This window comes from Streptomyces sp. Q2 (genome assembly GCF_056820935.1).
This window is the reverse complement of record NZ_JBXEJE010000045.1, coordinates 1-21,399: the sequence shown is the minus strand read 5'-3', so window position 1 is coordinate 21,399 and position 21,399 is coordinate 1. Positions and strand designations below refer to the sequence as shown.

The following is a 21,399-nucleotide window of genomic DNA, read 5'->3' as shown; positions in this document are numbered from 1 at the left end:
GCCCCCCCCCCCCCCCCCCCCCACAGCAGCAGTGTGGTGGGCAACGCCGCCACTACCAGCGGTCATTCGGCGAGGACTGCGCGCACCACTCCCCGTATGCCGGGATGGCCCTGAGCGTCGCGGTGAGCGATCTGGTGGGCGTATCCATGAGCCAGGGCCGGGGCAAGGGCGGTGAACAGGACCCACACGGCGTCGTCCATGCGCGCCGCCCGAGTCGCCTCGCCGAACTGCGTGAGCGCGGCAACGGCCGAACTCGGCACCAGGAGCCCGTACACGCCGCCGAACAGCGCAGTCGGCTGGGCCGGCCAGTCCCCTAGCCCACGTCTGCAACGGATGGCGGACTCGGTGCGCATAGGCGGCCTTTCGCGGTCTTGGTTTCCGTGGGTGTCGGTGCGTGGGGTTGTCCGGCCGGGACTGGGACGGTGGACGACCGGACAACCTTGCGTGTGGTGGGTCATCGCGCGGGGGCCAGGAACTGGGTGGCCGCCAGCCGCGCGTACAGCCGGTCCTGGTCCACCAGCTCCTCATGGGTGCCCACGGCCCGGACCCGGCCGGCGCCCATGACGACGATCCGGTCGGCGCCTGTCACGGTCGACAGGCGGTGGGCCACCACCAGCACGGTGGTCTCGCGGGCCACGTCCGCGATGACGTCCCGCAGCGCGAGCTCGTTGACGGCGTCGAGTTGCGAGGTCGCCTCGTCCAACAGCAGCAGGCGGGGCTTGCGCAGTACGGCGCGGGCGATGGCGATGCGCTGCCGCTCACCGCCCGACAGCTTCGAGCCGCGGTGGCCGACCGGGGTGTCCAGGCCGTGGGGCAGACGCTCGACGAGGGTGTCGAGCTTCGTGCGGGCCAGTACATCGCGGAGGGCGTCGTCCGTCGCATCGGGCGCGGCAAAGACGAGGTTCTCGCGGAGCGTGCCGGCCAGCACCGGGGCGTCCTGCTCGACGTATCCGATGGTGGACCGCAGTTGGGACAGCGGCCAGTGCCGTACGTCCTTGCCGTCGACCAGAACCCGGCCACCGGTGGCCTCGTGGAACCGCTCGATGAGCGCGAAGATAGTCGACTTGCCCGCACCCGAGGGGCCCACGAAGGCCGTCATCCCGGCACCCGGCACCTCGAAACGCACCCGCTGATGGACGTACGGCAGGCCCGGACGGTAGCGGAAGGACACGTCCTCGAAACGGACCGACGCCGGACCCGGCGCGGCTGTCCCCTGCCGGGGCAGGGCGTCCGCCTGCCGAGCGGGCGATTCCGTCGAGAGGCGTTCCACGGCCGCGATGCGGGAGGCCGCGGCCGCCCCCTCCTGATAGGAGGTCACGGCGTCGACCAGCTTGGACACCGGCTCGATCAGATAGAAGAGGTACAGCAGGAAGGCGATGAGGGTGGACACGGGGATCTCCCCGGACGCCACCCGCGCCCCGCCGACCGCGAGCACCGCGAGGAAGGCCAGCTGTACGGCGAGTTCGTCGGCCGAGCCCGCCACGGCCTCCCACTTCGCGCTCTTCACACCGTGCCGCCACGCCCGCCGCGCCGCCGCCACCACCCGAGCGGTCTCCCGCTCCTCGGCACCGGACGCCTTCACCGTGCGAAACGCCCCGAGAGACCGCTCCAATCCGACGGAGATCTCCCCGACCGCCTCCTGCGACCGCTCGGTGGCCCGCGCGATCTGTGGCATCACCAGCGCGGCGGCCCCGCCGACCAGCACGACCACACCGAGCGTCACACCCAGCAGCACGACGTCCAGGAACGCCATCACCACGACCGCCGCGACGAAGGCCACCGCGCCGGTGGCCGCGGAGACGACCGCCTGGGTGCTGACCGCCCGCAGCAGCGTGGTGTCCGAAGTGACCCGGGACATCAGATCACCCGGCGGGATCCGCTCCCACTCCGAGATCCGCAACCGCAACAGCCGCCCCACAAGGGTGCGCCGCGCGGCCAGGACCACCGACTCCGCCGTCCGCTCCAGCACGTACGCGCCGAACGCCTCGACCGCCGTGCCCAGCACCACCAGGACGGTGAGCGCGATCAGGATCCCGGCGATGGTCTCACCGGAGGCCAGCCGGTCCACCAGCGCCTTCGTGGCCAGCGGCTGCAGCAGCCCCCCGGCGGCCCCGACCAGGGCGCACAACAGACCAAGGGCGACCGCCCACCGGTGCGGCCGCACATACGCGCCCAGTGCCTTGATCGTCTCCCGGGCGGACAGGGACGGCTCATCCGTCGGGGACGGCTCATCCGTCGTCGGAGCGGATGCGGTGTTCACGAAGTTCCCTTCTTCTGCGGTGTCGCGGCGTCACAACCCGGTATGCGGGCCCGAAGTGCCGGGACAGTCCTCGCGCTCCTTGTGTCGGCGCGGTCTGTCATGCCTCCAGTCTTCAAGCCCGGCCGCCACGGGCCCATCCGGCAACCGTCGGGTCCACCCCCGCCAAGTGGCCGAACAACACCGCCCGTCGGTCGCACCGGACCGACCGGTCAGGACGAGACTCCGCCTGTCGGCAGGGCGGTACCCGCCGATCGGCGGGGGAGACCCGAAGACTGCCGGATGGTCCGCCCCCGGACTCCCACGCGAGATTCGCCTCATGACACAGACACAGCCGCCGCAGGAGACATCAGCTCCGCAGGAGAACTCGCCTCCGCCGCCCCAGACCTCCTCCGAGTCCCCGGCCTCGCCCGGTCCCTCGATGGGACGCCTCGTCGGGGTGGACCTGGCCCGCGCGCTGGCGGTGTTCGGCATGTACGTCGTGCACATCGGCCCCCCGCTTTCCGCCACGACTGGCGTCGGCAGCTGGATCCGATACATATCGGACGGTCACTCGTCGGTCCTGTTCGCCACCCTCGCCGGGTTCTCCCTGATGCTGCTCGCCGGCCGCCGCGAGCCCAAGACCGGCCAGGCGGGCCGGCAGGCAAGGGCCCGCATTGCGATCCGTGCCGTGATCCTGCTGGCGCTGGGCACCGTGATGGCGATGGAGTACGGGGGCGTGATCATCCTCGGCTTCTACGGCGTCTACTTCCTCCTCGCCCTGCCCCTGGTGCGACTGAGCGCCAGGACCCTCGCGATCATCGCGGCCGCGTTCGCCCTCGTCACACCGCAGCTGGCGTTCGTCCTCACCTCGCTGCTGACCCCGTCGGTCCAGCAGAGCATCAACACCTACGACCCGCTCCGTCACCTCAGCGAGGTCGGCGTCCTCGATCTGCTGCTCACCGGCTTCTACCCGGCGCTCACCTGGATGTCGTTCGTCATCGCGGGCATGGCACTGGGCCGCCTCGACCTCTCCTGCGGCACCATCCTGAAGCGCCTGGCCGCGCTCGGCGCCACCCTCACCGCGGCCGCCTACGGCATGTCCCTGCTGTTCGCCGGCAAGGGCGCGTTGCGGAGCCTCGCGGAAGACGGGCCGTCGTCCGGCGGCTCCGGTTCGATGCCCACCGGCAGCGGGTCGATGCCCACTGATGCAGGGTCGTTCCCCGACATGTCCGCGTCGTTTCTCCTGAAGGCCGGGCCGCACAGCGGAACCACGTTCGACATCATCGGCAGCGTCGGCATCGCGATCCTCGTGATCGTGGGCGCGACGGTGGCGATGGACCGCCTGCCGCGACTGCGCCGCCTGGCCAAGCCGGTCATCGCCGTGGGCACCATGTCCCTGACCGCCTACGTCGGCCACTTCCTCGCACAGACCGCGCTGTCCACGCCCGCCGGAACCGGCACCCAGCAGTCCTGGCTGCCCCTGATCATGTACGTCCTCGGAGCCATCCTGTTCGCCGCGATCTGGTCCCGCTTCTTCCGCCGCGGCCCCCTGGAGTACCTGCTCAACGCCGCCACCAAGCCTGCGAAGCACCTGCGATGAGACCCGGGCCGGGGTGTGAACTTCCACACTCCACCCCGGCCTGGGCCGCTCATGGACCCAGCATCTGCCGCTGCTGCCCCAACGCCCATCCGGACAGGTGGTCCTGGAGCAGCCTCCGAACATCACACAGGCGCGCGGCGATCCGGCTGTCTCTGACCGCCACCGCGGCCCAGCACGACCCCGTCCTGGGAGACTTTCAAGACTTCGTCCGCACAGTTCGCCCGGACACTGGGGAGGGGGTCTAGAGATGGGCCGTCTTTGGGACAAACTGACCGGCACTCAGCGCCCCGACAGCGGTGTCGCACCGCTGCAAAGCGGGGAGATTCAGGCCGCGCTGCTCGCACTCAATGGACCGGACGTGCCATACCGCGTGCGCAACGCTCTCCCAGCCGAGAAGGCCGACCTCGTCGCGGAGTGCAAGATCCCGAGGGTGGGTGTCACCCTAAAGACCCGGATGCGCCTGATCCCTGAGAAGCGCGAGGTACGTTTCCTCGACGAGCGGTGGGAGAACCGTTCCTCTGGCAACGCCGAAGCACAGTACGGACGTGGGCACGCGCCCGCGGTGTACCGGCACTGGGAGACCAGACAGGATCCCGACGGCAGTCGGCGCAAGGTCGAGACCTTTCGCTTCGACACGCGGGAAATGACAGACCCCCTGCGACAAGCGGTCCTCGGCTCCGGATGGACCTACCGAGGCGTGTTCAAGCTCTGACCGGCCGAGGAGACACGGCACGGCCACCAGGTGAGCCGGAACCCCAGTGCCACTTCTGAAGGGCTGGCGGCTGCTACGGAAACTCCGCAGCAGCACCGCATGCTCCTGGACGGTGCCGAAGCGCGAGCCGAGTCCATCCGCAGTGACTTGACCCTTGAACGCGCGGGGTAGCTGCCGCGCCCGTACGGCACGGAAGTACAGCAACACCAGCAACCGTTACCGTCCAGCAGCGCCCTTCGGCGCCTTCACAGCGACTGGTACGCCCCCAAACCGATCCACATAGAGCTGCAGATCAGAAGTGCCGCCCTGATGTGCGCACCACGGCCGCACCACAAGCGCACCAGATCGAGCGGGGAGCAGCGGGGAACCACGGTCAAAGCCGCCGAGCCCGACGAGGTCGGTCCTCAGCCGTTCGGCCAGGTCAGCGCCCGAACGAGCCACAAGTGATCGCAGCTTCCCAAGCTGAGAGCGCTATGCGGTGACCAACGTGTCCAATTCTCCATCTGGGCAGCTCGGCTATTAGGTGGTTGCTACCTTCCGTGAGGGCTCACACCGTGCCAGCGTGTCGGACAGTGCCTGGCACTTTCATCAGCGAAAGCGCAGAGCTGGCCGATGAACTCTCGGCAGTTGTCGGGGGCATCGCGGTCCTTGCTGGGCGGCCCGTCGATCCACCGCTGCCAGAGCCCGTCCGGGGCGAGGAACCGGGCTGCGTGGTCGGTACCCAGCTTGACGTCGAGCAACAAAAGCGCGCCAAGGGCGGCTGTCTGGTCGTAGTCGAGGTCAGGGCGCGGCAGGTAGTGGTCGAGGTAAGCGACCAGAAGCTCGGCGTCCGCAGAGGTGCCGAAGGTGGCCAGGGCGACACAGTACGCCTGCCCCGCGTAGGGCCCTTTACTGGCGAGCAGGAGATCGCCGAGACGTTCCCGGAACTCGGTCCTGTTGGCAACAGCGATAAGCCAGGCTGCGGTTAAGCTCTCGCGCCATCCTCGGTCGAGCAGCATGCCCAGGGGTGACGCGTTCTCACGTGCTGAGATGGAGCTTCGTGGGCGCATGCTCGGGTCGAGGCGGGTGACATTCGGTGTCGGTTGCGGTCAATGACCTGATGTCGAAACCCACGCGCTGGTTCCCGCCAAGAAACAGGCGACGGTGTAGCTGCCCAGCGCGGGCAGCAGGAGCGCCGCAAGCATGACCCACACACCGAAGAACAAGTGCACGAAGCGGGGAACGGGTGATCGCGGGTCCAGGCCCAGGCGGCTACGGGCATGCCTGGTCACCTTGACCGATGCGCCGGACGGTTGGGCATCCGCCCTCACGACGGCGCGGCGTATCGAGTCCTCCGCCCGCGTGTCACGGCTGATCGTCAAGCGCAGCCCGTGCCGGTCCCGCAGGCGCAACTCATCGATTGTGCCGCCGTATCGGCCCATCGCAGCGAACCGGCGGACACTGACCAGAGCGTCCAGCTCAATCGTGCGGACGCCGGTGAGCGTGCGGGCAGACACGAGCCGTCTCCCCTCGACGGTGGAGACGTGCGGCGTGCCCGCATCTCCGAACCAGATCATGCATGCCAGCACTCCAGCGACGAATCCGGCCCCGGTGGCGATCCCGGTGTCCGTCTCCTTCAACACATGGGTTCGGATCAGTCCCGCATCCGCGAGGACGACCGTCGCCCAGGCCGCGCCCACGATCCCTAGCCCCAGCCGCATGCGGCGACGGGCAGACCAAGGCTCCGTCGGGGAGGGAGGCAACTTTCGCCGCGAACGACGCAGGTGCCGGTCGAGCCGACGACGTTGGACTGCGAGAGACGCCTTGTTCTTGTTCCATGAAGATCCCTGCCCCCACATGGCCGCAGGTTAAGCCCACAGGAGACGGGAGGCCAGCATTCCGCACCACTCAGGGCAGCGATCTCGTGCTCGTCGCAGTGTTGGAGCTGAGCGATGCCGGCAGGGTCGAGGAGCAAGTTGATGGGTTCTCAGGCTTCGAGATCGAGTAGTTGGAGGACGTGGTCGGTTCGTGATCGGTAGTGGTCGGTCGCGGCTGCGATGTTCGTCCAGCCGGGCTGGCGGATGAGGCCGATGGCGAGGTTGCGGAGGGTTGCCATCGCGCGGGGCGCGGTGCCGATGCGGACGCGGGAGGCGTCCTCGGCGAAGGTCACGTCTCTCACGTGGTGCAGTGCCTCGACCTGCCAGTGTCCGCGGATCAGTTCGGCGATCCGTTCCGGGGTGGCCTGTTCGGGGGCGAGGCTGGTGACCGCGTAGGTCGTCTTGATGGTGGTCTTGTTCGTCGTGCGGCTGGTGCGGCGTCGCTTGATCTCGATGGCCTGCACGGCGTGCGGGAAGAGGAGACCGGGCTGGACCGTGCAGACCTTGAGCCGGCGGATCTCGCGTCGGCCGTGGCCCTGTTCGCGGCTGCGGGCCGAGTGCGACGATTTGATCGGTGACTTCGTAGGTGAGGCGGTAGAGCAGGACGCCGGTGGCCGTCTCCAGCCACTGCTCCGTGCCTCTGGCGGGAGGCGCTGTTCCGAGAACGGTGACAAACCAGGCCGGCAGCAGTGACCGGCTCTTGATGGCGTCGGCCAGACGGCTGCGGAGGGCCAGCGTGAGACATTTCTCGGCCCGGTCGCCTGCGGACATCGCCGGCTGCTGGTTGGCGCGAGTCGCAGCATCGTCAGCCAGGGCCCTCGCGGACTCCTTGGCGCCGCGTTCCTGCCGGGTGAGGTCCTGACGCAGTCTCCTTTCGTCAGCGATAGCGGTGCGAAGCCGCGTCGTTGCCTCGGAGTGGCCGGAGGTGCCGTAGCGACTGGTGGTGAACGCGCCGACGGCTTCGACGACCGCGGCCCGCACCTCCCGATGCTTGGCTTCGGTCTCCCGATGGTGCCGCACTCGCACCTGGTGGGTGACACCCGCGTGGTCGCCGAGGAGCAGGCTTCGGGCACTCCAGCCCTGGACCATGGTGCGTGCGAGGGCTCGTTGGTCTTTGGTGACGGTTTCCAGGTCCGCCTGAGGAACGCCTTGAGAGATCTTCATCTGCCCGTCGAGCAGCTGCACGTGCTGAGTGAGTCGATTGATGGCTTGCTCCGTCTCGCCGATGCGGTCGCCGAGATCCTCCTCAACTGTATCGATCTTGTTGTCATGCTCGGAGATCTCATCGCGGATGGCGCGTAGCTCGTAGTCCAGGTCCTCGGTGTAACCGAACCTCCGGCTCAGAGTCTGGTGTTCGGTCTCGAGATCGTCGAACCGACTGTCCAGATCGCGCACCCGCCGGTCGGTGTCACGCAGTCCGCGGTCCAGTTCGTCCATTACGCCTTCACCCCCTGGCCCGCGGGCCCGTCTTCTGAGAACGCTCCAATACCGATCCAGCCGGCAAGGACGGCGATGATCCACCAGGGGGAGAGCACTCCGAACACGACGAGGATGACCAGAGCTCCTTCGGCTTGCAGTGCCAGCGCGATGGCGCGTTGCTGCCGGTGACGCTTAGCAGCCACGGTGATCGACCAGCCCATCAGCGTCGCCACAAGGTGGGGTATGAGCAGCACCAGCCACCACCCGGTGTGGCCGAGGAAGAGAGCGGCGACGATGAGCCCCACGGCGACGGCCGTCTGGAACCGTCACGCCCATCGCACGATGGCTACGCTGCGCAGCCGCTGCGGCTCCGCGAGCCGGACCGGCAGTGCCTGCTCGAACGTCAGCAGCTCCTCCGCGCGCTCGACGAGCGCGATGTAATGGTCGTCGTACTCTTCGGTGCCGGGGTCGAGTCCCTTGACGCGGGCCTGCTGGTTTGCCAGGTCTGTGGTCATGCTGCGGTGCGTCTCCCGCAGTTCGTGCTCCGGTGCCGGCATTGGATCCCCCTCAATCTCCAGCAAGTTGCTGCCCGGCTCATTCCGTGATCATGTGCTGCGGATTCCGAGTACTGCCCTCACGAGCCTGGGGGGCCTGATCTTGCCTGAGGCTGGCGCGATCTTGCCCTCAAGCGGGCCGGTGAGCCCGGCAGTTCAATGCCGACGCAGCCGTCACGATGTCCAGAGGCTTGAGCACGGGAACGACAACCTACGACCACGCCTGGCGGAGACGGCATATCGCAAGCACCCCTACATGGCGCGGGCATCTAGAACCCACCAAATCGGAACTCAGGCGGGCAGGCGAAACGCCTCCGGGCCCGGCGCCACCAAGAACCTTCAACCGGCGCCATGGAGCGCACGAGGTCTCGCCCGACACCTACCGTCACATGGCCGTGGATAGGTCGACTGGGTGGGAGCCGCTTCGAAGCCCTGCTCCTTCAGCGCTGGGAGGTACGCGTGGTGCGCACACAACGCGTGGCGCCGGAGGCACGATGCCGGAGTCCGCTGACGCCCCAGAGCCGTTGGCAGGCCCTGCTGGCAGCGTGAGCAGTCGGCCTCGTTCACGGTCCACGCGACCGCGCAGGAGGCCGTTCTCCATCTCCGATGCCTTCTCTCAGCCGCAACACTGGCCTGATGGCACACAACCTCTCCAAGGGCGAACCGGCCCCCCAGCCCGCTCCGCAGATCTTCAAGGGGTACGTCGCGACCGTGACCCTCTACGCAGAGCAGGTCGAGATCAAGCGCAAGCTCATGGGGAAGATGACCGGCGCCAGGGACTCAGTCACTCCCCTCCGCAAGGTCATCAAAGTTCTCTCCAAGGAGCCCACCCGTCTCGTCAACGGTTACGTACAGCTCGCCACGGAGCAGGATCGGGGACGACTCGTCATCGCCACCGCAGAGGCCGAAAAGGCCATCGCGAACAACTCCCTTACGGTCCTGTTCACTTGGAACCAGCGTGAGACCTACGCCGCATACTTGGCTGCGGCCATCGCAAGCGTCCATGCGCAAGGTGGTCGCCCCGTCGGGTAGGGCCGGATGCCGCGCGCACGATGGAAGGCGCACCAGGGCGCGTGACTGCTCCCCGCGCCCCGCCCGATGACCTCGTCGGACACACCCATGGACCGCATCACCTCGACGACCGACCGCTCGTCCTCCACCGCCCCACCCTCCAACAGCCCGTCCTGAGCTGAGGCGCACCCTAGACGGCACCACTGACAACGCCCCCGGCGACAATGACCCAACTGCCCAACCGCACAAGGAAAACAAGCACCTTTGCTAGCATCGCCGCAGGTCACCAAGTGTCGTCCCCGCGCCTGCGGGGGTTGTCCGATCGGCACTCCTCGGGGCCGCGGCGCGCGCAGCCGCGGCCCCACTGCCCGTACGGTCAGCGCGGACACGGCCCTGCAGCTCCTCAGGGAGGTCCACGGTGAGCTGGACACCGGCCAAGGCCGTCCGCGGCCTTCCTGGACGCCTCCGGCATGGTGGCCCCGACCGCGGCGTACACCGCCGCCGAGGCCCATCTGCCCTCTGCCGCCCAGCAGTTCGCAGCCCTGGCCGTACAGACCGCAGCCCGCCTTGTCCGCAGCTGCGGGCGGACAGCTGTCGCCGGCGCAGTGCGTGCTGTACGCGGACGTTGCCGGGCCCTGCGCTAGAAGGTCAGGTTCCAGGCGTCGATCTTGCCTGTGTCGGAGGCGGCGTTGTCGTTGACGCGCAGCTTCCAGGTGCCGCTCGCGACCTCCGAGGAGGCGTTCACGGTGTAGGTCTGTGCGATGTTGTCGGCGCTGCCGCCGGCGTGGTTGTGCAGCGTGTAGACGGTGCCGTCCGGCGCTACCAGGTCGACCTTCAGGTCACCGATGTAGGTGTGCTTGATGTCCACACCTACCTTGAGGGTGGCCGGGGCGTTGCCGGTCACGCCGGTGACGGCGATCGGGCTCTCCACGGTGGCGTTGTCGTTGATGGCGAAGTCCGCGAGGTTCTCGAAGTACTTGCCGGGCGGCGGGGTGGTCCCGACGGCCTTGAGGGCGTCGGCCTGTCCCTCGCCGAAGAACGAGTTGTTGGCCGTCGTGCCCGTGCAGCGGCTGTCCGAGGGGCAGGCGATGTCGTTGGCCTGGGCGGCCAGCTTGGCGCGGATCTGCGCCGGGGTGATGCCCGGGTTGGCGCTGGCGATGAGTGCCGCCACGCCGACCACGTGCGGGGTGGCCATCGAGGTGCCGCTCTTGCTGCCGTAGCCGCCGCCGGGGACTGTGGAGTACACGTTGCTGCCCGGCGCCGCGACGTCGATGACGCCCTGCCCGTAGTTGGAGAACGAGGCCTTGGTGACGCCCGTGCCGTTGGCCGCGACCGTGACCACGCCCGGCAGCTCGGTCGGGATGTCGAGGCAGGCGTTGGTGATAGTGCGGGTGACCGGCGTCGAGTCGTTCGGGCTCGCGGAGTCGGTCGTCTTGTGGGCGAGGTCGTAGTTCTCGTTGCCCGCGGCGGCGATCTGGAGGGAGCCCTTGCCCTCGGCGTACTCCTGGGCGCGCTTGACGCCCTCGATGATGGCGGCCTGGTCGATGTTGTCCGGGCAGTTGAACTGCCAGGGGTCCGTGTAATAGCTGTTATTGGTGACCTTGAAGCCGTGGTCACCGGCCCAGACGAAGCCACAGATGGTGTTCTCGGCGAAGAAGAAGGAGTTGCCCGGCTCGGCGACCCGGACCGCGGAGATCGTCACCCCGGGGGCCACGCCGACGACGCCCTTGCCGTTCTTGGCCGCGGCGATGGTGCCCGCTACGTGGGTGCCGTGCGTGTCGACGTCCCGCCAGGCGCCGGCACGGGTGTCGGGCTTGCCGTAGGCGCAGGAGACCGAGTCGGCCGCGTTGAAGTTGGGCGCCAGGTCCTGGTGCTGGTCGTCCACACCGGTGTCCAGGATGCCGACCTTGACTGAAGCGGAGCCCGGGTTCACGGCCCAGGCCTGGTCGGCCTTGATCTGGCTCATGTCGGCCCGGACCGGTTCTCCGGCCGGGGTCGAGGCCTGAGCCGGATTGGCCGGGAGCGCCGGGTTGTAGGCGTCGGCCGGGACGTCCGAGGTGCGCGTGGCGCCGACCTGCTGCACGCCGGCGACGCCGCGCATGGTGGCGGCGAATCCGCTGGACGCCGAGTGGGCGACGATCACGCCGATGGCGTCGAAGTTCGAGAAGACGGTGCCGCCGCCTGCCGCGATCGCGGAGCGGACCGCCGAACTGTCACCGGGGGCGGTGATCACGAGGTAGGCACGCGTGCCGGCCACCCAGGTCGCACGCTGGGAAGCCGGCACGGCGGCCGGAGCGTGGGCCTTGGCGGCCGGCGCGGTGGAGGGGGCAACGGGGAGCGTGCCCGCGAGGGCGACCGGGGCGCCGAACGCGAGGGCGGCGCCGAGCGTGGCCGCCAGCACCAGCGTGCGTCTAGGTCGGCTGGATATGTGGGGTATCAATGCGTCCTCCGGAGACGGCCCGGCCGTGCTGAGGGCACCGGCCGGGCCGTACGAAACGAGTGGTGGATGCAAGATGTCAGATGGGTCCTCCTGCACGGAAGTACCTTTCCGTGCCGCGACGTTGTAGGGCATGGCTGAAAAGCCCCGGTGGGGGTGCTGGCGCAGTACCGGATGGCCACCACCGAGCAGATGCACCGGGTGATCGCTCCCTCTGTGCGGATCGGGCAGACCCGGCGGCGGCTGGCCGGCTGCCCGTTGAGGAGCTGGTCGACCGCATCACCCTGCCGCAGGCCGGACGGACCCGGGTGTGGTTCCCGACCTCGTACGGCGTGCAACTCGCCTTCGAGTGGCCCGAGATGCGCGGGCACCGGCTCTCCAGGACCGTGTTCGATCCGACCGCCGTGCGGCTGAAGGCCGGCCACACTCTGACCATGACCGAGACCGCGCTCGTCTTCCGCGATGGCGCACGCCGCCGCGGCGGAACGCGATGACGGGCCCCACCGTGATAACCCGCACCAGGTTTCGGAGCACCCGCCCTCAGCCGTCGCTCAGTCGGCGTGCAGTTTGCGAGAATCCTGCGCCCGACGGGAACTGCGCGAGAGGATGCGGTGGGTCTGCGGGCCGTGCGCAGTGGGTTGCACGGTTACCGGACCGGCCACACCACGGCATGTGGGTGTGGCCGGAGTGGCGGTGCACGCCGTGGGAGTGGGATGAGCGATTTCGATGCATGGCGGCGGGAACTGCTCTTCACCAGTGACCTCGTTCAGGACGGCGACACCTCCGTCCCCGAAGACGAAGCCGGACGACGATACGACCGTTACGTCGAGCGGGCGGACATGATTGACGGCACCGAGGGTCCCGCAGCGGTGCATACGCTCATCGCGTCGCTCCGCGCCGAGGAGGGTTACGGAGCCCACGAAGCTGTCTACGGCGCTATGGAGCGATTCCCCAGCGAGGATCTTGTCAGCGGCACCGTCCTGGCTGCCCCCGACCTCCTGGCCATCCCCCGCGACCACAGCGGCCAGGTTCTCCAGCTCCTGACCCTGCTGGCCAGCTCCGACGGCCCGCGGACCTTCACAGCCACCTGCCGTCGCCTGGAACCCAAGCTGCGATTGGGACTGACCGCACTTATCGCCGACCATGAGGCCGATGAGTGGCTTGCAGACGAACGCTCCCGCGGCCGACTCCGGCTCATGCAGGACTAACCGCTGATGCGCAGGACCTCCCGAGTTGGTGCAGAGAAGGCTTGTTGACTGCACTGACGGTGCTCACGCCCCGGCGCCGTGATTCGGGGCAGGGCGGCGGTCAGACCCCGACCGCCCGTTCTCGATGACGAGGGCCAGCCCGCTCGCGCCAGGCGTTCGGGGCCCGGGAAGCGGATCGCCGCGTCGGAACGCCGAGGATCGATAGGGAAACGAACTGCGCCTGACTGTGGGACAGTTCATGATGGCGTGCCACCGGCTGCCGGGGGGGAAGGGCGGAATATGGCGCACGAAGAGAAGGTCATGCTGACGGCTCGCGAGGTGAGCTACTTGTGGCCGGGCGTCCGTACTCACTCGGTGCATGTGAATGCGGTGGCCCATGGGGTGCGGATAGCAACGGATAGCTGGCCGACCACTACGGGGTACGCCCACAGGGTGCGGTATAACGCCGACGACGTGCGCCGAGTGGCCGCGCAGGTAGCAGCCGAGCCACTCAAGGGGCCGTCCCAGGTACCGTGTTGTCTGGTGCTGATCGTTCTGGCAGCGGCACCGCTCGTGTGGCTGGCGATACACATAGAAAGCGGAGGCGGGTGGTGAAGGTCAAGTGTGTGGCTGCGCGGCCGCCCAGCCGCGAGATGCTGGGGTGTCAACTGCATCATCTCTGGCTCGTTGGGCAGGGCGCTTCCGAGCCTCAAGGAGAGGCCGATCAGATGCCTACACGCGTGGGTACGGCGTCCGCACGTCCGTAGCCGAGCACCTGGGTGAGGACTTGTCGGAACGTGATGAGGTCTTCGGCCGGCGCTTCGATGACGGCCTCGATCTCGCTGTCGGTGCAGAGAAGGTCAGTGAGATACATGCCGTTCATCCCGGCCGCCTTCAGTTCGGCGAACCCCTTCGAGCCGACGTGCTCCAGGAGCCAGCGGACCGGCCAACGCCGATCGAGGAAGGCGTGAGTTACAGCCGACACGGCCAGGCCCGCCACCAGACCGGACCAGGCCATCTCCAGCGGCAGAACAACCCAAACCAACGTCAGCATCCCGGCCATCACCAAGTGGTACTGGGCAACATGGCCCAGGCACGAACCCCAGCCCCGCCGAGGGCTGGCACCGTCGGCGATCTCTGCCTCCGACGGTGCCGCCTTCCCCGCGGCCTGGTGGTCGGTCTGCCCACCGGCCCGATCCCTCACGCACCAGGCAGGCCTTGTGACCGACACCTCGCAGCGGCCGTCGTTCCCGTGCTGGACGACGCCTCCCCTCTGGCCCGCCTGTTCGCGATGGTCAGCGAACTCGACACCTACACCGAGGCCGAGCAGCGCGACTACGCCGAGACCGCTGCCGCCCACACGTCTACAACCAGTACGGCGCCACCATCGGCCAGGTCCTGGACGGCGACGACGATGGTCGCGCAGTGTTCGGAGCGTACGGCAGGCCGCTTGGTGAGCCTGGCACCGCAGGTCAGCGCGACGCCCGCCCGCATAGGTGGTCCTGGGGACTCAAGAGTTATTGAGGGCCGCCGATGTGTGACGAAGGTGGTCCGGCCCTCTACGGAAGTGCTCGACACACAGCAGTCCAAGATTCGCTGCCGCGCCCGCACCGACTATGGCTGCAGCAGGCGCCAGGAGGCCGGCAAGCGCGTAACAGCCGAGCCATGCCCCGAGGAACGCTCCACAGATCGCGGCGACCAGTCCAGCGCGCCGGATCTGGGATGAGCGCTCCTCACGGGTCCAGGCCAGGTAGGCGCCGAGGCCTACCATCAGGCCCGTCCCGGGCACGATCACGCTCGCGCTGGCCACGAAGTCGTCGGGGCCTACCGTCCAGATCAGCAGAACTCCCAGCAGCCACCCGCCAAGGCCGAGCGGGAGCACGGTCACGGTCCGTACCCAGACGCTCGCGCGGGGGCCGATGCCACCGGGCCTGCGCGACCAGCGTGCGATCACGGCGAGCAGAGCGAGGCCAAGGATTGCGCCAGCCAGGGTGACTGCGATCAGCAGCTTGGCCATCGTGGACATGCTCCACGGAACGGCTTCGAAGTCGACGGGTCGCTTGTCGAGCTGGGACCTGTCCACCTTGCCGGTGTCGAAGAAGGTGGTCAGTAGACGCTTGCCGGCCTCGGGACGGTGCTCCCAGAAGTCGGCGGTGTGGCCCAATCCGGGAAGGATCACCTGCTGTCCCCGGGACAGGGCGGGCAGCAGTTCGGCGGTAGCCAGTTGCGCCGGGGTGGAGAAGTCGACCTCGCCGCTGACGAGGAGGGTTTCGACGTTGCTGGGCCGCATCTCACGGTACTTGGCGTTGTCGGGGCTGTCCGGCCACACCGTGGACAGACCGGACTCGCCGGCCCACAGGAAGTCGGTCGAGGCGTTGCCCAGGATCGAGCCCGGATCGCCACCGCTGTCGTAGTAGCGCTGTGCTGCTGGTCCATCGATCATGGCGAAGGAAGCGAACTCGCCCCAGACGATGGAATTGGGCAGTGTGAGGTCGCCGAGGACAGACATGGCCCACAAGGCGCCGGTGTCCCGGCTGAGGTAGGCGTCGATGACGGTCGGAGCGTTGTTCGGTGCCGAGGCCGGGCCGTTGTGGTGCATGGCGTACTGGCTCAGGACCCGGATGTTGGTGTCCTTGATGCGGAAGGGCCCCCAGCGTTCGGGGATCTCGCCGGCGGTCTTCCGGATCGATTCGGCGAGGTCGGGTGTACGCGCGGCGCAGGTGTCGTCGTCGTCGCACAGCCGTGTGTACTGGGCGAACTGCGCATCGGTGATGCGCGGGTCCCAGAAGAAGTGGCCGGGAGTGTTGACCGAGACCATGGCGGAGCGGTGCAGCACCTTCGGGTGCCGCCAGGAGTAGATCATGGCGGTGCGTGTTCCGGCGCTGGAGCTGAGCAGGTTGATCTGTGAGTACCCCAGGGCGGTGCGGGCCGCTTCCAGGTCTTCCACCCGCTGGAGAGCGGAGTAGCCGGTGACATCGATCCCTTCGTCGGTGAGGCGGTCCGCACACAGTTCGAACGCTTTGGTCGTGGCAGGCAGTGTCTTGGCTCCTGCGATTCCGTCGGCGGACTGCATGACCGCGGTCACCTCGGGGCAGTCCAGACGGCGCGATCCATCGATGCCCCGGTAGCCGACCAGGACCACATCGTGTCTGCCGGTAAGCCGGCTTGCCTGCGGGAAGTCCATATTCGTTCTTCCGGGGCCGCCGCCCAGTCGGAAGATCGGCTCCGCGGGGTTAGCGGAAGTGGCCCGGATGCGGGTGACCGGAAGTGCTATCAGCTCCGACTTGGGGTCACGCCTGTTCTCCGGAACGGCGAGTGTGCCGCAGTCAGCGGCGACGGTTCCGGCTTCGGTGCCGTAATCGCAGGGCCGCATGGTGAGCGACCCGGAGACGGCCCCCTCGGGTACGGCCAGGAGATGTTCTTGCCGCAGTGCCAAGTAACAGAGCGACGCCAGGAGCCCGCCGGTGACCACGAAGGCGAGCAGAGGCCGCCAGGACTTGAGAAGTATCATTTCGTTTCCGTATAAATGCGCGTGAGCACGATCTTTCCCCGTGGGGCGGCGTGACGGGCATCGTTGCGTGGGGTCGTCTCGGGTTGTTCGGGTCGTCGGGGAGCCATGTCAGCCTCGCTCCCACAGCGGCAGCCGGAACATGGCGTAGGTGAACTTGCCGCTGATACGTCCTGCGGTGTCGAAGTGGAACACATCCACGCCGTGCCATTGCATGCGGCCGCCGTAGCGTGCACGGGCGAACAGACGCAGTGGCAGCGGCACACGACGGCCAAACTCTCCGCGCATGTCGAGCCGGCAGGCCCAGCGGATCGTGGCGCGGCGGTTCGGCTCGTCGACGATCTTGTCGTACACGGCGAAGTGCATGGCGCCGTAGCGCCCGGCGAAGTGCGGCTCGAACTCTTTGCGGATCGCCGCGATGCCACGTCGCTCCGGCAGGTGGCCGGGCAGGTACACGGCGTCGTCGGCGAAGAAGGACATGACCTTGCCGAGATCGGGACTCGGCTCGTTGAAGGCGGCAACAAAGTCGTCAATGGTCTGACCGAGGTCGGTCGAGGTGGCGGAGATGGTCGTTCACTCCCAGAGCGCGATGGGGTGGGCGGATGCCGGGACATTAACAGAACGCCAGTTCCTTAACAAGAGACGGATGTTCTGATAGCTCTGGACTAGGATGAACGCTCATGTCAGCGCCATTCCAGCGGGCTCGACGCCCTGATCAGAAGGACCAGCGCCGTGAGGCCATCCTCACCGCCGCTCGGGAGCTCGCCGAGCGCTCCGGCGTGGCCAGGGTCAGCCTGCAGGACATCGCCACCGCGGTCGGACTCGCCAAGTCCAACGTGTTGCGCTACTTCGGCACGCGCGAGGAGATCTACCTGCACCTGATGATGAGCGCAGGCTCTGAATGGGCGAGCGAGGTAGATGCCCGGTTGCAGGAAGTGAGCGGGACCGAGGCAACGGCGGGCGTTCTCGCGGACGCCTTCGTGGACCGGCCGCTCTACTGCGATCTGACCACGTATGCGGAGACGATGCTCGAGCACAACGTGTCCGTGGAGGTACTGAAGGTCTTCAAGAGGTGGGCCATCGACACCTACTGGGCGATCGGCCAGCGCATCTCCGTCGCCTGCCCCGAACTGGCCCCTGCCGACGGCGCCGCGCTGGTGATGACGGCCAGCGCTTTCGTGGCGAAGCTGTTTCCCATCACCCGCCCGCCCGAGGCGCTGCGTGAACTGTATGCGCGCGAGCCGGAGATTGCGGGGGCGTTCCCGCCGTTCCGCCCGACACTGAAGCGTATGGTGGCGGCCACTGCAGCCGGCCTGCCCCTGGTGGCGCGTTAGGGGGCAGCTCGAAATGAGGCTCAACCTCGGGAATGGACACCGAGTTTCATGCGCTGTTCGGCGAATGTCACCGTCGGGCAGTCGGGACTGAGGCACTTGAACCTGCACGACCAGCCGGATCGCGACCGGCGTGGATCCGATGGCGCGTCCGCCAGGTGCCGCTCGTACCGGCCGTGCACGCGCCACGACAGCGAACTGCACCGCGGGCACCTCGCCAGGTCGGCCCAGGCCCGCGTGCAAGACGTGACCACACCTTCGTCCCGCGAGATCGACTCCCCCACCACACCTGACTGATGGGGAACCAACTGCACCAAACCCCGGCACCGCACACCCTGCGGCTGCCCAGTCCAGCCGCACAGCATCACAAGATCAGCGACAGAGCCCGTTCACGCGGCCGCGATGTTACTCATCAATGGCAGCCTGGCCCAAGCCCGCACGCGGCAGAGCTTCGGCGTCGGCGTGCGATCACGAACCGGACTGGCATGATCTCTGTCGTCACGCGGCAGGCGGCCGGGGAGATCAGCTTCCAGCGCAGTGTCTTCAGGGCGAGGGTGAGCTCGTTGTCCTCAGTGAGGGCGGGGGTGTCATACACCTGTCCTGGTGTGCCCGGCAGGTGGGTGCCGCGCGCTGCGGCCACCTCGCGCAGGGCGCTTACCCGGACGGCCGAGGCGGTGCCGGTGAGCGGTGGAGTGGCCGGGCATCGTCGTTGCGCACCACGGCATCGAGGTGCGTGGCATCGGGTCCACTCAGTGGCCGGCCTCCCGGCCGCTGGTGCCGCATCGCCGCCTGTGCAGGAGTCGCCGGCCCCTGAGGTGGCCAGGCTGGCGGAACCGCTGAACGCAATGCACGCAAGTACCTCGAATCGTTGCCGCTCGCGACCTTGTGGGCCCAATGATCACTGCGGCACGGTGGGGGCCGATGAAGCAAGGACGCCGGAATGGCCCGGGACGGCTCGGCCGGCGAACCGACGCATGGTTTCGGGGCATGCCCGGCCCGTTTCGGTCTCAGTCCTTGCCGACTGTCTTCGTCACTGACGTCGCCCCTCCTATGCGGGCCGAGAGAAGCCGTACGGCCACAAGCCTTCGTACGACGTGCTCTCCACCTCCGCGCCACTTCGTACCGAGGACGACCTATGGATTCCCGCGATCTCTTTCCTGATCAAGACCCTCCCGCGGCTGCCGCGCTCTATCTCAGTGCTCTCGACCACGAAGACCACTACTCCGCCGTAGAGCTGCGGCGGGCCATCTCCCATGCCCATGCGGGCTTCGGCCCGCCGGCCGACCTCCGGGAGCTGTACCGGCAGTCCCTGCAAGGGGCCGATACCTCCGGATACGACGTCCGGGCGAGACGAAGATCCTGGGCCCTCAACATGGCCCGGCACCTGGCCCTGCACGACGCCCGGCCCGTCGCCGCCGCGGCTCCGGCATGGGCGGCCTGGGAAGAGCCGGTAACGGTCTCCTCCCAGATGCCCCCGCGCATGCCCACCGGGTCCCCGCCCCATCAAGCGAACCCGGAGTCCCACCCCGGCGCCAGGCAGAGCACCGCGCTGCGTGAACTGCGTTCCGCACGCCGCCGCCCGGCCCGGGTTGCCGCCCTGGTAGTCGCCGCCCAGATGGTCGGCGTCATCCTGGCCAACGAGGCACCCGGTGTGATGGCGGTCGCCTGGGCTGGACCGCTCAACATCGGGCTCACCCTGGTCCTTGCGCAGGTGGCGCTCACCGGCTGGGCGGTCCTTTGGTACTCACGGTATGCGGGACGCTCCCTGGAACCCCTCGTCAAGCGTCACCGTGCCTCCCTCCCGGACCTGGAGAGCCACCGGTGAACTCCGTCCTCGCACTTTCCGGTTCCGGCGGAGCCTTCCCGCTACTCGCCGTCTTCGGCCTCTGTGTCGTCTGCACACTGCTCCTTTCGATCGGGTCGATCCTCCCCGAGAAGGACGAACTGAGCGGGTTCTACCTCGGTCAGCGGCGACTGCCGTCGGTCGTCAACGGGCTGGCCATCTTCGGCAGTTACATGTCCGCGGCAGGCATGCTGGGCAATCCCGGTCTGATCGCACTCACCGGCTACGACGGGATCGCCTACGTGCTGGCGCCGATGGTCGCCTGGTCCGCACTGGTACTGGTGGTCGCCGAGCCGTATCACAGCACTTCACAGTTCACCATCGGCGACTCCCTGGCCCTGCGGCTGCAGGCCCGACCCGCACACCTGGCGGCAGGCATCACAAGCGTGGTCGTCTGCCTGCTGTACCTGACCGCGCAGCTCGTCGGTGCCGGAGCGCTCGCGGCGACAGTCCTGGGCATCGACGGAGACGGCGCCCAGCGGATCGTAGTCGCCAGCCTCGGTCTTCTGATGGTCCTCTACGTCGTCATCGGCGGCATGCGCGCCGCGACCCTGGTCCAGGGCATCAAAGCGGTAGTCCTTCTCGCCACAGGTCTGTTCGTCGTGCTGGCGGTTCTGGCGGAGTTCGGCTGGAGCCCGGCACGCCTGCTGGACGCCGCCATCCTTGAGAGCGGCTTCGGCAACTCCTTCCTGGAACCCGGCATCCGCTTCCACGACCACACCAGCAAGATCGACTCGATCAGCCTGCAACTGGCGTTCGTGCTGGGAGCGGCCGCCCTGCCGCACGTCCTGATGCGTATCGGAACGGTCTCCAGCGGACGCAGAGCCCGCAAGTCGGCCGGGTGGGCGGCCTGCCTGGTCATCGTCTTCACCCTGTTCGAGGTGGTGACAGGCCTGGGCTCCGCGGCACTGATCGGCTCGCCGACCATCAAGGAGGATGCTGCCTCCGGCAACACGGCCGTACTCCTGCTGGCCGAGCGCTTGGGCGGGTCCTTCCTGCTCACCATGGTCGCCTGCGTCGCGTTCGTCACGATCGTGGCCGTGGTCGCCGCTCTTACGCTCACCGCGGCGGCGGCCCTGGCCCACGACGTCTACGGTGCGACGATCATGCGGGGCAGCGTGTCCGATAAGAGTGAACTCCTCGTGGCACGGCTGGGCGTCGGGCTCATCGGTGTGGCGGCGATCGCCTTGTCGATGCTCGCCCAGCATCTCAACATCGCCTTCCTCGTCAGCCTCGCCTTCGCCATCGCGGCCTCCGCGATCCTGCCCGCGCTGCTGTTCAACCTGTGGTGGAGGGGCTTCACCACCAAGGGAGCGATCTGGAGCATGTATGGAGGCCTACTTGTCGCCCTATTGCTGACGACGCTCTCCCCGGCGGTCTCGGGGAACCCGACGGCACTCCTGCCTGACATGGACTTCGCGGTGTTCCCCTTGAGAAACCCCGGTCTCATCTCCATTCCCGTGGGATTCCTGCTCGCCTGGGCCGGCTCGGTACTCGACCGACGCCAGAGAGGCGGGGCGGATTACACGGAAACCGAAATCCGCGTCCTCACCGGAACAGGCACCGGCCGTCACGACGGCTGACCCGGTGCACTGGCCCATGGACCGGCCCGGTTCCCCGGGTCGGTGCCGCGGGATCCCCGGACTCCATGTTCCCGCGATGTACGACCGCGAGCCGCTGCCGGGCTGCGGGGCCGCCTCGG

Annotated in this window: 21 protein-coding genes; 9 read left to right on the top strand and 12 right to left on the bottom strand. The window is 68.1% G+C overall.

What is annotated here, in order from left to right:
• Window positions 1–62: 62 nt before the first annotated feature.
• Both ACWBNA_RS38125 and ACWBNA_RS38120 read right to left on the bottom strand, forming a co-directional pair.
• Window positions 63–260: a hypothetical protein gene (locus ACWBNA_RS38125; RefSeq protein WP_482709124.1), complete on the bottom strand. Its 198-nt coding sequence runs from the start codon at window positions 258–260 to the stop codon at window positions 63–65.
• A gap of 194 nt (window positions 261–454) precedes the next feature.
• A complete protein-coding gene (locus tag ACWBNA_RS38120; protein ID WP_482709123.1) occupies window positions 455–2,260 on the bottom strand; it encodes an ABC transporter ATP-binding protein in 1,806 nt (601 codons plus the stop codon).
• Window positions 2,261–2,576: 316 nt separating this feature from the next.
• Here ACWBNA_RS38120 and ACWBNA_RS38115 point away from each other — a divergent pair, with 316 nt between their 5' ends.
• Window positions 2,577–3,839: a DUF418 domain-containing protein gene (locus ACWBNA_RS38115; protein ID WP_482709122.1), complete on the top strand. Its 1,263-nt coding sequence runs from the start codon at window positions 2,577–2,579 to the stop codon at window positions 3,837–3,839.
• Window positions 3,840–4,086: 247 nt separating this feature from the next.
• The gene (locus tag ACWBNA_RS38110; RefSeq protein WP_482709121.1) at window positions 4,087–4,551 is read left to right on the top strand and encodes a hypothetical protein; all 465 of its coding nucleotides are present in this window, start codon (window positions 4,087–4,089) and stop codon (window positions 4,549–4,551) included.
• A gap of 530 nt (window positions 4,552–5,081) precedes the next feature.
• Here ACWBNA_RS38110 and ACWBNA_RS38105 read toward each other — a convergent pair.
• The 3 genes from ACWBNA_RS38105 to ACWBNA_RS38095 form a co-directional block, all read right to left on the bottom strand.
• Window positions 5,082–5,549, bottom strand: a complete 468-nt coding sequence (locus tag ACWBNA_RS38105; RefSeq protein ID WP_482709120.1) for a DUF6000 family protein — start codon at window positions 5,547–5,549, stop codon at window positions 5,082–5,084.
• Between the two features lie 90 nt (window positions 5,550–5,639).
• Window positions 5,640–6,251, bottom strand: a complete 612-nt coding sequence (locus ACWBNA_RS38100; RefSeq protein ID WP_482709119.1) for a hypothetical protein — start codon at window positions 6,249–6,251, stop codon at window positions 5,640–5,642.
• 266 nt (window positions 6,252–6,517) lie between these two features.
• Window positions 6,518–7,210 (bottom strand): ISAs1 family transposase, encoded by a 693-nt coding sequence (locus tag ACWBNA_RS38095; RefSeq protein ID WP_482709118.1) that lies wholly within the window; start codon window positions 7,208–7,210, stop codon window positions 6,518–6,520.
• A gap of 205 nt (window positions 7,211–7,415) precedes the next feature.
• On the opposite strand from ACWBNA_RS38095, the gene ACWBNA_RS38090 reads away from it, so the two are divergent.
• A complete protein-coding gene (locus tag ACWBNA_RS38090; protein WP_482709117.1) occupies window positions 7,416–7,709 on the top strand; it encodes a hypothetical protein in 294 nt (97 codons plus the stop codon).
• A 134-nt stretch (window positions 7,710–7,843) separates the two neighbouring features.
• Here the strand turns inward: ACWBNA_RS38090 and ACWBNA_RS38085 are convergent, their stop codons facing one another.
• Window positions 7,844–8,131 carry a hypothetical protein gene (locus ACWBNA_RS38085; protein ID WP_482709116.1) on the bottom strand — a complete coding sequence of 96 codons (288 nt, stop codon included), beginning with the start codon at window positions 8,129–8,131 and terminating at the stop codon, window positions 7,844–7,846.
• A gap of 21 nt (window positions 8,132–8,152) precedes the next feature.
• Entirely contained in the window at window positions 8,153–8,341 is a 189-nt protein-coding gene (locus ACWBNA_RS38080; protein WP_482709115.1) for a hypothetical protein, read from the bottom strand.
• Window positions 8,342–9,016: 675 nt separating this feature from the next.
• On the opposite strand from ACWBNA_RS38080, the gene ACWBNA_RS38075 reads away from it, so the two are divergent.
• Window positions 9,017–9,412: a hypothetical protein gene (locus ACWBNA_RS38075; protein ID WP_482709114.1), complete on the top strand. Its 396-nt coding sequence runs from the start codon at window positions 9,017–9,019 to the stop codon at window positions 9,410–9,412.
• A 619-nt stretch (window positions 9,413–10,031) separates the two neighbouring features.
• Here the strand turns inward: ACWBNA_RS38075 and ACWBNA_RS38070 are convergent.
• Window positions 10,032–11,792: a S8 family peptidase gene (locus ACWBNA_RS38070; RefSeq protein ID WP_482709113.1), complete on the bottom strand. Its 1,761-nt coding sequence runs from the start codon at window positions 11,790–11,792 to the stop codon at window positions 10,032–10,034.
• A gap of 344 nt (window positions 11,793–12,136) precedes the next feature.
• Between ACWBNA_RS38070 and ACWBNA_RS38065 the strand changes: the two genes are divergently transcribed.
• Entirely contained in the window at window positions 12,137–12,322 is a 186-nt protein-coding gene (locus ACWBNA_RS38065) for a hypothetical protein (protein WP_482709112.1), read from the top strand.
• A 219-nt stretch (window positions 12,323–12,541) separates the two neighbouring features.
• The gene (locus ACWBNA_RS38060) at window positions 12,542–13,036 is read left to right on the top strand and encodes a hypothetical protein (protein ID WP_482709111.1); all 495 of its coding nucleotides are present in this window, start codon (window positions 12,542–12,544) and stop codon (window positions 13,034–13,036) included.
• A 703-nt stretch (window positions 13,037–13,739) separates the two neighbouring features.
• On the opposite strand, the gene ACWBNA_RS38055 is transcribed toward ACWBNA_RS38060, so the two are convergent.
• The 4 genes from ACWBNA_RS38055 to ACWBNA_RS38040 form a co-directional block, all read right to left on the bottom strand.
• Complete coding sequence (locus tag ACWBNA_RS38055; RefSeq protein ID WP_482709110.1) at window positions 13,740–14,078, bottom strand: hypothetical protein; 339 nt, start codon at window positions 14,076–14,078, stop codon at window positions 13,740–13,742.
• Between the two features lie 272 nt (window positions 14,079–14,350).
• Window positions 14,351–14,509, bottom strand: a complete 159-nt coding sequence (locus ACWBNA_RS38050; protein WP_482709109.1) for a hypothetical protein — start codon at window positions 14,507–14,509, stop codon at window positions 14,351–14,353.
• A 16-nt stretch (window positions 14,510–14,525) separates the two neighbouring features.
• Window positions 14,526–16,526, bottom strand: a complete 2,001-nt coding sequence (locus ACWBNA_RS38045; protein ID WP_482709108.1) for an alpha/beta hydrolase — start codon at window positions 16,524–16,526, stop codon at window positions 14,526–14,528.
• Between the two features lie 108 nt (window positions 16,527–16,634).
• The gene (locus ACWBNA_RS38040) at window positions 16,635–17,057 is read right to left on the bottom strand and encodes a YybH family protein (protein ID WP_385296972.1); all 423 of its coding nucleotides are present in this window, start codon (window positions 17,055–17,057) and stop codon (window positions 16,635–16,637) included.
• 146 nt (window positions 17,058–17,203) lie between these two features.
• Here ACWBNA_RS38040 and ACWBNA_RS38035 point away from each other — a divergent pair, with 146 nt between their 5' ends.
• From ACWBNA_RS38035 to ACWBNA_RS38025, 3 genes are all read left to right on the top strand, one after another.
• Window positions 17,204–17,857, top strand: a complete 654-nt coding sequence (locus tag ACWBNA_RS38035; protein ID WP_352378982.1) for a TetR/AcrR family transcriptional regulator — start codon at window positions 17,204–17,206, stop codon at window positions 17,855–17,857.
• A gap of 1,132 nt (window positions 17,858–18,989) precedes the next feature.
• The gene (locus ACWBNA_RS38030; protein ID WP_482709107.1) at window positions 18,990–19,679 is read left to right on the top strand and encodes a DUF485 domain-containing protein; all 690 of its coding nucleotides are present in this window, start codon (window positions 18,990–18,992) and stop codon (window positions 19,677–19,679) included.
• Window positions 19,676–21,280: a solute symporter family protein gene (locus ACWBNA_RS38025; protein WP_482709106.1), complete on the top strand. Its 1,605-nt coding sequence runs from the start codon at window positions 19,676–19,678 to the stop codon at window positions 21,278–21,280. The genes ACWBNA_RS38030 and ACWBNA_RS38025 overlap by 4 nt, the downstream gene beginning before the upstream one ends.
• The last annotated feature ends 119 nt before the right edge of the window (window positions 21,281–21,399 follow it).